The organism is Salmonella enterica subsp. enterica serovar Typhimurium str. LT2, assembly GCF_000006945.2.
Classification (GTDB): Bacteria; Pseudomonadota; Gammaproteobacteria; order Enterobacterales; family Enterobacteriaceae; genus Salmonella; species Salmonella enterica.
On record NC_003197.2, the window covers coordinates 1,125,175 to 1,139,941 of the forward strand.

Genomic DNA, 14,767 nt, shown 5'->3' on the forward strand with positions numbered 1-14,767 from the left:
CCTGTTTTGGGGCATTTTTTTCAGGAATAAATCATGTTTTTAAAGAAAGAGACGTTTACCCGGGGGGATGCGTCGGTGGCATTGTTCGAGTTATCCGGCCTGCAACGTATTGAGTACCTGGAGTTCATCCAGAAACGTACTGCGAAATATGACACGGATATGGATGGTACGACGGAAGCGGATAAGCGCGTGGCTTATATGCAAATGGCACTGGAAATTAATGCCTGGCTGGTATCCCGCTCGCTTCTGAATGGTGATTCTTCTCAGGATGCAGACACGCTTTATCAGTCAGTACAGGCGAAGTGGTCGTATGAGGCGCTGGACGCAGGCGCAGAAAGTGTTCTGATGCTCAGCGGGCTGTCTGCGGATAAGAAAGATAACGCCAGTGATTCAGGTAATGAATCAGAGGACATGACGCCGGAAAAGTCCTGAATAATGAGCTTCATTTTGTCCGGCAACTGGCCCGGGAGTTCCGGCGGCCTGACTGGCGCCGGATGCTGGACGAAATGAGTTCAACTGAACTTAGTGAGTGGGCTGATTTCTTTCGGGAAAACAGTTTCAGTGATGCCCTGCTGGATGCGGAGTTTTCCACGCTGAAAGCGCAGGTGTTCATGCTGGTGACGGGGAAAGAAATCGATGCAGCGGACTTCAGTTTGCTGACATTACCCGGAGCGGTACAGAGCATGACGGAGCAGGATCTGCTTGAAGTGGCAGTCGGTATTCCGGGAGGAGTGAGATTTGAGCCAGAAAGTCGGTGATATCGTCATCAACATGGATGTTGATACAGCTAAAGTTGCCGCCGGTCTTCAGACTGCCAGTAACGGGCTGGGGAAGCTGGTGGACAGCAGTGATCTCGTTGAAAAACGCATCAAGCGATGTATGGAGTCCAGCGCCAGAAGTGTGGCGGCATCGGCAAAAAGTATCAGTGCCGCTATGGCGCAATCACAGGTTGCCACACGCACACAGAGTGACGCTATGGCACAACTGGCGCGTGAGGCGAACGAGGCCAGAGAAAGGGCTGTCGACCTGAATCAGAAGTTAAGGGCGGAAGCTGCGCAGGCAGCGGTGGTTGCACAGGCTCAGGATGCAGCCGCAGCGGCATTTTACCGTCAGATTGACAGTGTAAAACAGTTAAGCGGTGGTCTGCAGGAGTTACAGCGTATCCAGGCGCAGGTACGACAGGCGAAAGGACGCGGAGATATTTCACAGGGCGATTATCTGGCGCTGGTGTCTGAAGCTGCTGCAAAGACACGCGAACTTACCGATGCGGAGGCGCTGGCCACGCAGAAAAAAGCACAGTTTATACGTCGACTGAAAGAGCAGACGGCGGTACAGGGCCTCTCCCGTACTGAGTTGCTGCGGGTGAAGGCGGCTGAACTGGGGGTTAGCAGTGCCGCCGATGTCTATATCCGCAAACTGGATACCGCAACAAAATCCACTCATGCACTAGGACTGAAATCAGCAATGGCGCGCCGCGAGATAGGCGTACTGATTGGTGAACTGGCACGGGGAAATTTTGGCGCCCTTCGCGGTTCCGGTATCACGCTGGCCAACCGGGCCGGGTGGATTGAGCAACTGATGTCGCCGAAGGGCATGATGCTCGGCGGGCTGGTTGGCGGTGTGGCTGCGGCGGTTTACGGACTGGGTAAGGCGTACTATGAGGGGGCGAAAGAAAGTGAGGAGTTCAATAAACAGCTTATTCTGACCGGAAGTTACGCCGGAAAAACCACAGGCAAGCTTAATGAAATGGCGAAGTCGCTCGCCGGAAATGGCGTCACGCAGCACGACGCGGCAGGAGTACTGACCCAGGTGGTCGGTAGCGGAGCGTTTACCGGGCAGGCAGTGGCAATGGTATCCCGTACCGCGGCCAGAATGCAGGAAAACGTGGGGCAGTCAGTGGATGAAACCATCCGCCAGTTTAAACGGCTGCAGGATGATCCGGTGAACGCGGCGAAAGAACTGGACAGGGCACTGCATTTTCTGACTGCCACCCAGCTTGAACAAATCAGGGTGCTCGGTGAACAGGGAAGAACGGCTGATGCTGCGAAAATTGCCATGTCCGCGTATTCGGAAGAGATGAATAAACGGGCGGGTGACGTACATGATAATCTGGGCTGGATCGAGAAGGCATGGAATGCCGTGGGTGATGCGGCGAAGTGGGCGTGGGATCGGATGCTGGATATCGGGCGGGAAGATACGCTCGATGAAAAAATCGCGACACTGCAGGAAAAAATCGCGCGCGCCAGAAAAACGCCATGGACAGTGTCTTCCTCCCAGACTGAATATGATCAGCAGCAACTGAACGAACTTCAGGAACAGAAACGCCAGAAGGACCTGCTGGATGCGAAGGCGCAGGCAGAGCGTAATTATCAGAAGACTCAGAAGCGCCGGAACGAGCAGAACGCCGCGCTGAACCGGGATAATGAAACTGAATCCCTGCGGCATCAACGGGAGGTGGCGCGCATTACCGCCATGCAGTATGCCGATGCAGCGGTACGCAATGCCGCGCTGGAGCGTGAAAACGAACGCCATAAAAAAGCAATGGCACGGCAGAAGGAAAAGCCAAAGGCTTACTACAACGACGAGGCCGGGCGACTGCTTTTGCAGTACAGCCAGCAACAGGCGCAGACTGAAGGGCTGATTGCCGCCGCGAAGCTTTCCACGACCGAAAAAATGACGGAAGCGCATAAGCAGCTTTTGTCATTTCAGCAGCGCATCGCTGATTTGTCCGGTAAAAAACTGACGGCGGATGAACAAAGCGTACTGGCACATAAGGATGAAATAGCGCTTGCGCTACAGAAGCTGGATATCTCACAACAGGATTTGCAACACCAGAATGCCTTTAATGAACTGAAGAAAAAGACGCTCACATTAACCAGCCAGCTCGCTGACGAAGAATCCCGCGTCAGGCAGCAGCACGCACTGGCGCTGGCCACAATGGGTATGGGCGATCAGCAACGTGGCCGGTACGAAGAGCATCTGAAAATTCAACAGCACTACCAGGAACAACTGGAGCAGCTTAAGCGCGACAGCAAGGCAAAAGGGACATACGGTTCTGACGAATACCGTCAGGCGGAGCAGGAACTTCAGGCCAGTCTCGATCGCCGACTGGCTGAGTGGGCGGATTATAACGCGAAAGTGGATGCTGCGCAGGGAGACTGGACGCAGGGCGCGTCGCGGGCGCTGGATAACTTTCTGGCGCAGGGGGGCAACGTGGCAGGCATGACGGAGAACGTTTTCACAAACGCATTTAACGGCATGGCGGACAGTATCGCGAATTTTGCCGTGACCGGAAAGGGCAGTTTCCGGAGCCTGACGGTCTCCATCCTGGCTGACCTGGCAAAAATGGAGGCACGTATTGCGGCTTCTAAACTGTTGGGTTCAGTACTGGGTATGTTCGTCTTTGGCGCATCAGCAGGCGGAAGTACACCATCCGGGGCATACAGTTCAGCGGCGCTGTCGGTCATTCCAAATGCGGACGGCGGCGTGTACCGCTCAGCAGGACTCAGTCAGTACAGCGGCAGTATTGTTAACAGACCGACGTTCTTTGCATTTGCCAGAGGGGCGGCAGTAATGGGAGAGGCCGGTCCGGAGGCTATACTGCCGCTTCGTCGCGGTACTGACGGTAAGCTGGGGGTTGTGGCAGCAGGTTCCGGAGGGATGGCGATGTTTGCACCGCAGTATCATATTGCAATCAGCAACACGGGGCCGGAACTGACGCCGCAGGCGCTGAAGGCGGTTTATGATCTGGGTAAAAAGGCGGCGGCTGATTTCGTGCAGCAGCAGGGGCGTGACGGCGGCAGGCTGAGCGGGGCATATCGATGATGAAAACCTTTCACTGGAAAGTTGACCCGGACATGGGGGTGGATTCGGAACCACAGGTGTCGGTGGTGAGGTTCGGTGATGGCTACGAGCAGCGGCGTGCATCCGGGATCAATAATGACCTGAAAAAATACAGTGTGACTATCCGCGTTGACCGGGAGGATGGTCCGGGACTGGAGGGCTTTTTGTCACAGCATAACGGTGTGAAGGCGTTTTTGTGGACTCCGCCTTACGGATACCGGCAGATTAAGGTTGTCTGCCGGAAATGGAGTGTGAAAGCGGGATTGCTGAAAACAACATTCACCGCGACATTTGAGCAGGTTATTTCTTAGTATTTTTGATCGAAACGATCGATAAATATGATTGAACTTTCTAACCTGCTGCTGTTTCACTGAGCCCGCACAGTCAATAATCAAAAAAAGGAAATGTTATGAAAAAGATTGTCGTGGCGGTTTTAGTTGGTCTGGCGTTAGGTAGCATCGGCGTGGCTAACGCAGCAGGGTATAAAAATACCGTTTCAATTGGATATGCCTACACAGATTTAAGCGGCTGGCTTTCCGGTAATGCGAACGGTGCCAACATCAAATATAACTGGGAAGATCTGGACAGTGGATTCGGGGCGATGGGTTCAGTTACATACACCTCGGCTGATGTTAATAACTATGGGTATAAGGTAGGTGATGCTGATTATACCTCCCTTCTTGTTGGTCCTTCATACCGTTTTAACGACTATCTGAATGCTTACGTGATGATTGGTGCAGCAAACGGACATATTAAGGATAACTGGGGAAATTCTGACAATAAAACCGCCTTTGCTTATGGGGCAGGTATTCAGCTTAACCCGGTTGAAAATATTGCCGTTAATGCGTCTTATGAGCATACAAGTTTTTCCACTGATGCTGACAGTGACGTCAAAGCTGGAACCTAGGTGCTTGGCGTAGGTTACAGCTTCTGACCTTTAACATCGATACAGATTTAATGCCCTCCAGTGAGAGGGCTTTTTTATGGGTAAAACGAAATTATGACGATATGGCTATGTTGCTGTTATTTCTCAATGACACCACAGGCAAAACGTGCACCGCCACCACCCAGTGGAGCAGGTTTATCGGAGTAATTGTCACCGCCTTTATGGATCATCAATGAGTGACCTTTCAGTTCTGACAGTGATTTAAGGCGTGGTGCCAGTAACGGATACGTGGCTGTACCATCTGCATTGACAACCAGTCCAGGCAGATCCCCCAAATGCCCTTTGTCATTATATGGGCCAAGATGTTTCCCGGTTTTTTCGGGGTCAAGATGTCCTCCGGCCATGAGCGCCGGAACCTCTTTACCGTCTTTCATTCCCGGCATACAACTTGGGTTTGTGTGGACATGGAAGCCGTGAATTCCTGGCGTAAGACCATTTAGGTGAGGAGTGAAAAGCAGACCGTAAGGTGTCTCTGAAACTGTGATTTCACCTATGTTTTCTCCTGTTCCGCTGGACAGGGCATCGTTCATCTTTACAGTCAGGGTATTCTCTGCCATTGCTGAACAACTGATGAGCGCACCAGCTACCAGCGACAATATTGTGTATTTCATTAGTTACCTCGTTTTTTGGTTGTATCGTAAATACCATTAATAAAAGCAGGTATATGTTTGCAAGATAAATAATAAAGGATCTCTCATATATGCAGGATATACCACAGGAAACCCTGAGCGAGACCACCAAAGCGGAGCAGTCCGCGAAGGTGGATTTGTGGGAATTTGATTTAACCGCGATTGGCGGTGAGCGCTTTTTCTTCTGTAACGAACCGAACGAAAAAGGCGAGCCGTTAACCTGGCAGGGGAGGCAGTACGAACCGTACCCGATACAGGTACAGGATTTTGAGATGAACGGGAAAGGCGCATCTCCCCGCCCGAACCTCGTTGTTGCCAATCTCTTTGGTCTGGTCACGGGGATGGCGGAGGATTTGCAAAGTCTCGTCGGCGCGTCAGTGGTAAGGCATCAGGTTTACAGCAAGTTTCTTGATGCGGTGAATTTCAGTAACGGCAATCCGGACGCTGACCCGGAGCAGGAGGCGGTAGCGCGCTATAACGTGGAGCAGTTGTCAGAACTGGATTCATCAACTGCTACCATTATTCTGGCATCACCGGCAGAAACCGACGGTTCTGTGGTGCCGGGGCGTACCATGCTGGCGGACTCCTGTCCGTGGGATTACCGGGATGAAAACTGCGGATACGACGGCCCGCCCGTGGCCGATGAGTTCGATAAGCCCACCTCAGACCCGAAAAAGGATAAATGCAGCCACTGCATGAAAGGCTGTGAAATGCGTAACAATCTGGTGAATGCCGGATTTTTCGCTTCCATCAACAAACTGTCTTAACAGGTTCCCATGATTAACGATGACATTCTGGCACATGCCCGACAGTGTGCGCCTGCGGAATCGTGCGGTTATGTGGTCAGAACGGCACAGGGAGAGCGGTATTTTCCGTGTGAAAATCTGTCTGCTGAACCCACGATGTATTTTCGTATATCCCCGGAGGATTACCTGAATGCCCGGAACCGCGGCGACATCGTGGCGCTGGTACACAGCCATCCTGACGGTAAGCCCTGTCTCAGCAGTGCGGATCGTACCCTCCAGATACAAAGCGGGCTGGACTGGTGGCTGGTCTGTGATAACAGGATACATAAATTCCGCTGCGTGCCACACCTGACCGGGCGGCAGTTTGAGCATGGCGTGACGGACTGCTACACGCTGTTTCGTGATGCCTACCATCTGGCCGGGATTGATATGCCGGATTTCGATAGGGAAGATGACTGGTGGAGTCAGGGTAAAAGCCTCTATCTGGATCACCTGGAGGCGGCGGGATTTTACCGGGTGAATCCGGAGGATGCGCAGCCCGGCGACGTGCTGATTTGCTGTTTTGGTTCACCGACGCCCAATCATGCGGCGATTTACTGCGGCAACGGTGAACTGTTGCACCATATTCCGGAGCAGTTGAGTAAACGAGAGGGGTATAACGACAAATGGCAACGACGGACACACTCAATATGGCGGCACCGGCAATGGTGCGAATCTGCCTTTACGGGGATTTACAACGATTTGGAAAGCGCATCAGCCTCAGCATAAAGACAGCGGCGGAAGGCATACATGCGCTGGCGATACAACTCCCCGGATTCCGGCAGCGAATGAATGAGGGCTGGTATCAGGTCCGGATTGCCGGGAGCGATATGGCGCCGGATACCCTTACTGCCAGACTGAACGAATCGTTACCGCCGGGGGCAGTGGTTCATATTGTACCGCGTATGGCGGGAGCGAAAAACGGTATCTGGCAGGTGGTAGCCGGGGCAGCGCTGATTGGCGCGTCATTTATTCCCGGTCTGAATGCTGTAGCGGCGGCAGTATTGTTTTCCGCAGGAACCAGTATGGCGCTGGGTGGTGTGGCGCAGATGCTGACACCTGTACCCAAAACACCGACGGTGGGTCAGGCAGATAACGGGAAACAGAACACGTACTTTTCTTCCCTGGAAAATATGGTGGCCCAGGGGAACCCGGTGCCGGTGTTGTACGGTGAAATGAAAATCGGGTCACGGGTGATATCGCAGATGATGAGTACCCGGGATGAGAGCACGTCGGGAAAAGTTGTGGTGATCGGCTCCCCGTTACAGGCAAACACCACGTCGCGGCAGGACGGCGGGATTACCAGACCGTCTGTCGTCATCCGGCAGTGATAATCATGACAACATGAGCTGATACACATGACCGCCATTACGGCGGTTTTGTTATTTATGGAGCCAGGAGAATGAGCAAAGGTGGAGGGAAGGGGCATACACCACGTGAGGCGAAGGACGATCTGAAGTCCACACAACAACTGAGCGTGATTGATGCCCTCAGTGAGGGACCGATAGTCGGCCCGGTGAACGGTCTGCAGAGCGTGCTGATTAATAACACGCCGGTGGTGGACGCGGACGGTAACAGTAATATTCACGGCGTGACCGTGGTATATCAGGTGGGGGAGACACCACAGGCACCGCTGGAAGGTTTTGAGGCTTCCGGCGCGGAAACGGTGCTGGGTGTGGAAGTGAAACACGATAATCCCGTTACCCGTACTGTTGTCTCAGAGAATGTCGACCGGCTACGCTTCACCTTTGGTGTACAGATGCTGCAGGAGACCACGGACAAGGGGGACCGTAACCCGTCCTCCGTGAATCTGCTGATACAGTTTCAGCGTAGCGGGATCTGGAACACAGAATTTGATATCACTATTAACGGCAAGATCACAACACAATATCTGGCATCGGTAGTGGCTGATAATTTACCGCCGCGCCCGTTCAGTGTCCGCATGGTCAGGGTGACACCGGACAGCACCACCGACAGGCTTCAGAACAAAACGCTGTGGTCGTCGTATACGGAAATCATCGATATCCGGCAGGGTTATCCTGGCACAGCGGTTGCCGGTCTGCTGGTGGATGCGGAACAGTTCGGCAGCCAGCAGGTCACGCGTAACTACCACCTGCGCGGACGTATTTTTCAGGTCCCCTCAAACTATGACCCGGATACCCGCACATATACCGGCCTGTGGGACGGGGCGTTTAAACCGGCGTACACGAATAACCCGGCGTGGTGCACGATGGATAAACTGACCCACCCCCGTTACGGGCTGGGCAGGCGTATCGGGGGGGCGGATGTGGATAAATGGGCGCTGTACGCCATCGCGCAGTACTGCGATCAACCGGTGCCGGACGGATTTGGCGGCACGGAACCCCGCATGACGCTTAATGCGTATATTACCACCCAGCGTAAGGCGTATGACGTTCTGGCGGATTTCTGCTCGGTGATGCGTTGTATGCCGGTATGGAATGGCCGCAAAATGACCTTCATCCAGGACCGCCCCTCCGATAAAGCATGGACCTACACCAACGGTAACGTGGTGGGCGGGCGCTTTAAATACAGCTTCAGTGCCCTGAAAGACCGCCATAACGCGGTAGAAGTGAGATACACCGATCCGCTGAATGGCTGGCAAACCTCCACGGAGCTGGTGGAAGACCATGCCTCACAGGCCCGTTATGGACGCAATCTGCTGAAAATGGACGCGTTCGGCTGTACCTCACGTGGACAGGCGCACCGGACGGGGTTGTGGGTGATGATGACGGAGCTGCTGGAAACGCAGACCGTGGATTTTTCTGTCGGTGCGGAAGGTCTGCGTCATACACCGGGCGATATTATTGAGGTCTGCGACAACGATTACGCCGGGGCGTCGGTCGGTGGGCGTATCACTGACCTGGATATTTCCACCCGCACGCTGACGCTTGACCGGGAAATAACACTACCGGAAAGCGGCGCCACCACGCTGAATATTGTCGGGCCTGACGGTAAGCCGTTCAGTACGGAGATTCAGTCGCAGCCCGCACCGGATCGGGTGGTAACGAAAGTCCTGCCGGAAACCGTGCAGCCATACAGTATCTGGGGGCTGAAACTGCCCTCCCTGAAGCGCCGCCTTTTCCGTTGCGTGCGTATTAAGGAGAATGACGACGGCACATACGCTATCACTGCCTTGCAGCACGTTCCGGAAAAAGAGTCCATCGTGGACAACGGGGCGCACTTTGACCCGTTACCGGGGACCACCAACAGCATTATTCCGCCCGCTGTGCAGCATCTGACAGTCAGCACGGATAACGACAGTACCCTGTATCAGGCCAAAGCGAAGTGGGGCACGCCGCGGGTGGTAAAAGATGTGCGTTTTGTGGTGAGGCTGACCACAGGCAGTGGGAACGAGGGCGATCCGGTTCGTCTGGTGACAACGGCGACGACCAGCGAAACGGAGTACGCCTTCCACGAACTGCCACTGGGTGACTACACGCTGACAGTCAGGGCAATAAACGGTTACGGGCAGCAGGGTGAACCGGCGTCCGTGGCATTCAGTATTCAGGCACCGGAAGCGCCATCCACGATTGAGATGACGCCGGGTTATTTTCAGATAACGGTGACGCCGCACCAGACTGTCTACGATGCCAGTGTGCAGTATGAGTTCTGGTACTCCGCCACGCAACTGGCGACTGCCGCCGATATTCAGTCAAAAGCACAGTATCTGGGCGTCGGGTCATTCTGGATAAAGGATGGACTGAAACCACTGCATGATGCCTGGTTTTACGTGCGCAGTGTAAATCTGGCTGGAAAATCAGTATTTGCGGAAGCATCCGGACGTCCGGGGATGACGCGAAAGGGTATCTGGATTTTTTTAAGGGACTGATTACGGAGACGTATCTTGGTACGGAGTTGCTGAAAAAAATTGACCTGACGGAGAATAACGCCAGCAAACTGCAACAATTTTCGAAGGAGTGGCAGGACGCTAACGATAAATGGAGCGCCACGTGGGGCGTCAAAATAGAGCAGACCAAAGACGGCAAATATTATGTGGCCGGACTTGGACTGAGCATGGAAGACACGCCTGACGGGAAGATAAGCCAGTTCCTGGTGGCGGCGGATCGCATTGCTTATATTAACCCGGCAAACGGAAACGAGACGCCCGGATTCGTCATGCAGGGCGACCAGATAATCATGAATGAGGCGTTCCTGAAATACCTGAGCGCGCCGACCATTACCAGTGGCGGGAATCCTCCGGCATTTTCCCTGACGCCGGATGGAAAGCTGACTGCGAAAAATGCGGATATCAGCGGCCATATCAACGCTGTATCTGGCTCGTTTACGGGAGAAATCAATGCCACCTCCGGTAAGTTTTCTGGCGTGATAGAAGCAAGAGAGTTTGTCGGTGATATCTGCGGCTCAAAAGTCATGCAGGGCGTGAGCATCAGGGCGACGAACGACGAACGCAGCACCTCAACACGGTATACCGACAGCGCCACCTATCAGATAGGGAAAACCATCACGGTGATGGCTAACTGTGAGCGTAACGGTGGCTCCGGTGCCATCACAGTCACGATAAATATTAACGGCCAGGTGAAAACGGCGGAGGTTATGCCGTATACCGCAGGGATTCCGGCCATGTATCAGACCGTCGTCTTTTCGGTCTACACCACTTCACCTGTCGTGGATATCAGCGTCTCTCTGAGGGTCCGTGGGCAGTACACCACGTCTGCTTCCGTCTGGCCGCTGGTGATGGTTTCCCGGTCGGGGAGCAACTTCACAAACTGACCGGATTTCCGGTCCCTTTCGTTTAATGAGGAACAAATATGACTATGTCGCGCGTAATTTCTCTGGCGGCAGGGCTTTCCCTGTCCGTTTTATTTTCCACTGCTGCCGTTGCCGATAACGGAAGAGGAAGCGGCAACAGCAATATTGAAAACCAGACCCGGATTTATACCGGCACCGACCGTGGGCAGAAACAGCACCGCGAGGCAAAGGGAAAAACAATCACGCGGAGCGTCCAGTGTTCTCTGCCGGCATATTTACGTGACCCGGATAATCAGTGCTGAGATGTGAATGAATCTGAAGCCTGCCTGCGGGCGGGCTTTTTTATGGAGGCAATATGCCAGTACTTATTTCCGGCGTACTGAAGGATGGTACGGGAACGCCGGTACAGAACTGCACCATTCAGCTGAAGGCCTGCCGGACCAGTACGACGGTGGTCGTGAATACGGTGGCATCAGAAAATCCGGATGACGCCGGGCGCTACAGCATGGATGTGGAGCAGGGGCAGTACACTGTCACGCTCCTGGTGGACGGGTATCCCCCGTCACATGCCGGAGTTATTACGGTTTACGATGATTCAAAGCCGGGCACCCTGAATGATTTTCTGGGGGCCATGACAGAAGACGACGTCCGCCCGGAGGCGCTGCGGCGTTTTGAGGCGATGGTGGAAGAAGTTGCCCGCCAGGCATCGGAGGCATCGCGGAATGCCACCGCCGCAGGGCAGGCATCTGAACAGGCGCAGACATCAGCAGGTCAGGCATCGGAAAGCGCCACGGCAGCAGTGAATGCAGCCGGAGCGGCAGAAGCATCAGCCACACAGGCAGCCTCATCCGCAGCATCTGCGGAGAGCAGCGCAGGTACGGCGACCACAAAAGCCGGGGAGGCATCAGCCAGCGCGGCGTCGGCTGACACAGCCAGAACGGCGGCAGCCGCATCGGCAGCCGCAGCGAAAACATCTGAAGCGAATGCAGATGCCTCCCGTACTGCCGCCGGCGATTCAGCTGCTGCCGCAGCCGCCAGCGCGACGGCGGCGCAGACATCAGCAGAGCGCGCCGGAGCATCCGAAACCGCCGCGAAGACGTCAGAAACGCAGGCGGCTTCCAGTGCCGGTGATGCAGGTGCGTCAGCCACTGCGGCGGCAGCGTCGGAAAAGGCGGCAGCCGCATCGGCAGCCGCAGCGAAAACATCTGAGACAAATGCAGCAACGTCAGCAAGTACAGCAGCGGCCAGCGCAACAGCCGCCTCGTCATCAGCATCGGAGGCATCCACTCACGCCGCCGCATCTGATACCAGCGCATCACTGGCGGCGCAAAGCAGTACTGCTGCCGGAGCAGCAGCCACCAGAGCAGAAGATGCCGCAAAACGGGCAGAAGATATCGCGGACGTGATTTCCCTGGAAGATGCCAGCCTGACGAAAAAAGGTATCGTTAAGTTAAGCAGCGCCACGGACAGTGACAGCGAAGCGCTGGCAGCCACGCCAAAGGCGGTCCATGCTGTCATGGACGAGGTACAGACCAAAGCGCCGCTGGACAGTCCGGCACTGACTGGTACGCCAACAGCACCAACTCCGGAAACCGCAGCTGCAGGTATTGAAATTGCCACGGCAGCGTTTGTGGCTGCGAAAGTGGCGCAGTTGGTTGGTTCTGCGCCGGAAACGCTGGACACGCTGAAAGAACTGGCTGACGCGCTGGGTAACGATCCGAACTTTGCCACCACTGTACTGAATAAACTGGCGGGCAAGCAGCCGCTGGACGATACACTGACGGCGCTGTCAGGAAAAAGCGTTGACGGTCTTATCGAATACGTTGGTTTACGGGAAACCATAAATCACGCCGCCGATGCATTACTAAAATCACAGAACGGTGGCGATATTCCGGAAAAGCCGCTGTTTGTACAAAATATCGGAGCGCTCCCTGCATCAGGTACGGCTGTTGCAGCGAACAGACTGGCATCACGCGGCGCGCTTCCGGCACTGACTGGTGCGACAAGAGGCAGCGATAGCGGCCTGATAATGGGCGAGGTCTACAACAATGGCTATCCGACGCAATACGGAAATATTTTACGTCTGACCGGAACTGGTGATGGGGAAATCCTCATTGGCTGGAGCGGGACAAACGGTGCGCCAGCGCCCGCATATATTCGCAGTCATCGAGATACCGCCGATGCTGAGTGGTCCGAATGGGCGATGCTCTACACCTCACTAAATCCGCCACCGAATTCGTATCCAGTAGGTGCGGCGATAGCATGGCCGTCTGATGCTACCCCAGCCGGTTACGCCCTGATGCAGGGGCAATCGTTTGATAAATCTGCTTACCCGTTACTGGCTATAGCGTATCCGTCCGGCATTATCCCTGACATGCGGGGCTGGACAATAAAGGGTAAGCCCATCAGTGGACGTGCTGTACTGTCGCAAGAAATGGACGGCAACAAATCGCACAGTCACAGCGCCAGAGCGCAGGATACTGACTTAGGGACAAAATCTACCTCATCCTTTGATTACGGCACGAAATCGACCAATACCACGGGCAATCATACTCACCAGTTCGGCGGTTATATCAATTCATACTGGGGAGATTCCAATCACACCTCATTTCAGCCTGGAGGTGGTGCATGGACACAGGCCGCTGGCGACCATGCACATACAGTTTATATCGGAGGACATGAGCACACCATGTATATAGGTCCACACGGACACGTCGTTATTGTGGACGCAGACGGTAATGCGGAAACCACGGTTAAAAACATTGCATTTAACTACATAGTGAGGCTGGCATAATGACTTTTAAAATGAGCGAACAGGCGCAGACAATTAAAATTTTCAATCTGCGTTCAGATACTAACGAATTTATTGGTGCAGGTGATGCGTATATTCCGCCGCACACAGGACTACCGGCAAACTGTACTGATATCGCCCCTCCTGATATTCCCGCCAGTCATATTGCTATATTTGACGCTGAAACCCAGACATGGAGTTTGCATGAGGATCACCGCGGCGAGATGGTTTACGACACAACAACCGGCAATCAGGTTTATATCTCCGCTCCTGGTCCGTTGCCCGAAAATGTCACATCAGTTTCACCAGGTGGTGAATACCAGAAATGGGATGGTAAGGCTAAGGTCTGGGTAAAAGACGAAGCGGCTGAAAAAGCAGCGCAGCTTCGTCAGGCGGAAGAAACCAAAAGCCGTCTTTTGCAAATGGCATCTGAAAAAATCGCGCCATTGCAGGATGCAGTTGATCTTGGAATCGCAACAGATGATGAGAAAGCGCGGCTCGACGAATGGAAAAAATATAGGGTGCTGGTAAACCGGATGGATACAGCCGCCCCTGACTGGCCGGAAAGACCAGCCAGCCAGTAGGCGTTACTGTGGTAATGCAGGCCACCTGATTGCTGTGAAGGTGGCCTCATCTGAAACACCTGTTAAGTCCAGCGATTTAAGAACATTGATATAATTCATCGGCAGAATCAAAGCTGCTTTATTTTCATCACTGATAATCCCCAGCGTTAATTCTATGCGCCAGTCCTTAATGGCATTATCTGAATCGTTAAGTAATTTCTGCCGGGTGACTTCTGCCTGCCAAAATTGAACGCCGGGCGTTGATACCGGATGATCTGGTCATCGTGGAAAGCGACCCTGAAAAAATCGACACTTAGCTGTAAAATGACAGTCCCGCCATCCGGTCATCATAACGGATTTTTCTTCTGCACCTTCTGAAGCCCGCCATGGCAGGACGACCATGAATCCGCCGATAACCTTATTGTGAAATTAAGGCCAGGAAGAGATGATGTCTGTCGGACAGATACTATATGTAAATT

General features: G+C 53.9%; 12 protein-coding genes and 12 other annotated features. Of the genes, 11 read left to right on the plus strand and 1 reads right to left on the minus strand.

Features of this window, described 5'->3' with window-relative positions; genetic code table 11:
* Nucleotides 1–25: 25 nt before the first annotated feature.
* Nucleotides 26–31, plus strand: a ribosome-binding site (putative RBS for STM1039; RegulonDB:STMS1H001319).
* The 5 genes from STM1039 (at nucleotide 26) to STM1043 (ending at nucleotide 4,750) form a co-directional block, all read left to right on the plus strand.
* Nucleotides 26–432, plus strand: a protein-coding gene (locus tag STM1039) for a Gifsy-2 prophage probable minor tail protein (RefSeq protein NP_460014.1). Within the gene, nucleotides 34–432 belong to an annotated coding region; the region does not span the whole gene. Its footprint overlaps the feature before it by 6 nt.
* Nucleotides 423–428: a ribosome-binding site (putative RBS for STM1040; RegulonDB:STMS1H001320), on the plus strand. (Overlaps the previous gene by 6 nt.)
* Nucleotides 423–758, plus strand: a protein-coding gene (locus STM1040; RefSeq protein NP_460015.1) for a Gifsy-2 prophage probable minor tail protein. Within the gene, nucleotides 429–758 belong to an annotated coding region; the region does not span the whole gene. The genes STM1039 and STM1040 overlap by 10 nt, the downstream gene beginning before the upstream one ends.
* Nucleotides 759–831: 73 nt before the next feature.
* Nucleotides 832–837: a ribosome-binding site (putative RBS for STM1041; RegulonDB:STMS1H001321), on the plus strand.
* Nucleotides 832–3,825, plus strand: a protein-coding gene (locus STM1041; RefSeq protein NP_460016.1) for a Gifsy-2 prophage probable minor tail protein. Within the gene, nucleotides 838–3,825 belong to an annotated coding region; the region does not span the whole gene. Its footprint overlaps the feature before it by 6 nt.
* Nucleotides 3,817–3,822 (plus strand) — a ribosome-binding site (putative RBS for STM1042; RegulonDB:STMS1H001322). It overlaps the preceding gene by 6 nt.
* Nucleotides 3,817–4,154, plus strand: a protein-coding gene (locus STM1042) for a Gifsy-2 prophage probable minor tail protein (RefSeq protein ID NP_460017.1). Within the gene, nucleotides 3,822–4,154 belong to an annotated coding region; the region does not span the whole gene. The genes STM1041 and STM1042 overlap by 9 nt, the downstream gene beginning before the upstream one ends.
* A gap of 91 nt (nucleotides 4,155–4,245) precedes the next feature.
* Nucleotides 4,246–4,251, plus strand: a ribosome-binding site (putative RBS for STM1043; RegulonDB:STMS1H001323).
* Between the two features lies 1 nt (nucleotide 4,252).
* The gene (locus STM1043; protein ID NP_460018.1) at nucleotides 4,253–4,750 is read left to right on the plus strand and encodes a Gifsy-2 prophage attachment and invasion protein homolog; all 498 of its coding nucleotides are present in this window, start codon (nucleotides 4,253–4,255) and stop codon (nucleotides 4,748–4,750) included.
* A gap of 116 nt (nucleotides 4,751–4,866) precedes the next feature.
* On the opposite strand, the gene sodC is transcribed toward STM1043, so the two are convergent.
* Nucleotides 4,867–5,406, minus strand: a protein-coding gene (gene sodC, locus STM1044) for a Gifsy-2 prophage superoxide dismutase precursor (Cu-Zn) (RefSeq protein ID NP_460019.1). Within the gene, nucleotides 4,867–5,400 belong to an annotated coding region; the region does not span the whole gene.
* Nucleotides 5,401–5,406: a ribosome-binding site (putative RBS for sodC; RegulonDB:STMS1H001324), on the minus strand. (Overlaps the previous gene by 6 nt.)
* 77 nt (nucleotides 5,407–5,483) lie before the next feature.
* Nucleotides 5,484–5,489 (plus strand) — a ribosome-binding site (putative RBS for STM1045; RegulonDB:STMS1H001325).
* Between sodC and STM1045 the strand changes: the two genes are divergently transcribed.
* The 6 genes from STM1045 (at nucleotide 5,484) to STM1050 (ending at nucleotide 14,309) form a co-directional block, all read left to right on the plus strand.
* Nucleotides 5,484–6,185, plus strand: a protein-coding gene (locus tag STM1045) for a Gifsy-2 prophage probable minor tail protein (RefSeq protein ID NP_460020.1). Within the gene, nucleotides 5,490–6,185 belong to an annotated coding region; the region does not span the whole gene. It overlaps the preceding feature by 6 nt.
* 3 nt (nucleotides 6,186–6,188) lie before the next feature.
* Nucleotides 6,189–6,194, plus strand: a ribosome-binding site (putative RBS for STM1046; RegulonDB:STMS1H001326).
* Nucleotides 6,189–6,932, plus strand: a protein-coding gene (locus STM1046; RefSeq protein NP_460021.1) for a Gifsy-2 prophage probable tail assembly protein. Within the gene, nucleotides 6,195–6,932 belong to an annotated coding region; the region does not span the whole gene. Its footprint overlaps the feature before it by 6 nt.
* Nucleotides 6,823–6,828 (plus strand) — a ribosome-binding site (putative RBS for STM1047; RegulonDB:STMS1H001327). (Overlaps the previous gene by 6 nt.)
* The gene (locus tag STM1047) for a Gifsy-2 prophage probable tail assembly protein (protein NP_460022.1) occupies nucleotides 6,823–7,534 on the plus strand. Within the gene, nucleotides 6,830–7,534 belong to an annotated coding region; the region does not span the whole gene. Before STM1046 ends, STM1047 begins: the two co-directional genes overlap by 110 nt.
* A gap of 63 nt (nucleotides 7,535–7,597) precedes the next feature.
* Nucleotides 7,598–7,603 (plus strand) — a ribosome-binding site (putative RBS for STM1048; RegulonDB:STMS1H001328).
* Nucleotides 7,598–10,053 (plus strand): Gifsy-2 prophage host specificity protein J, phage lambda gene (locus STM1048; protein NP_460023.1). Within the gene, nucleotides 7,606–10,053 belong to an annotated coding region; the region does not span the whole gene. (Overlaps the previous feature by 6 nt.)
* Before the next feature lie 1,225 nt (nucleotides 10,054–11,278).
* Nucleotides 11,279–11,284: a ribosome-binding site (putative RBS for STM1049; RegulonDB:STMS1H001329), on the plus strand.
* Nucleotides 11,279–13,728, plus strand: a protein-coding gene (locus tag STM1049) for a Gifsy-2 prophage probable tail fiber protein (protein ID NP_460024.1). Within the gene, nucleotides 11,290–13,728 belong to an annotated coding region; the region does not span the whole gene. It overlaps the preceding feature by 6 nt.
* Nucleotides 13,716–13,721: a ribosome-binding site (putative RBS for STM1050; RegulonDB:STMS1H001330), on the plus strand. Its footprint overlaps the gene before it by 6 nt.
* The gene (locus STM1050; protein NP_460025.1) for a Gifsy-2 prophage tail fiber assembly like-protein occupies nucleotides 13,716–14,309 on the plus strand. Within the gene, nucleotides 13,728–14,309 belong to an annotated coding region; the region does not span the whole gene. Before STM1049 ends, STM1050 begins: the two co-directional genes overlap by 13 nt.
* The last annotated feature ends 458 nt before the right edge of the window (nucleotides 14,310–14,767 follow it).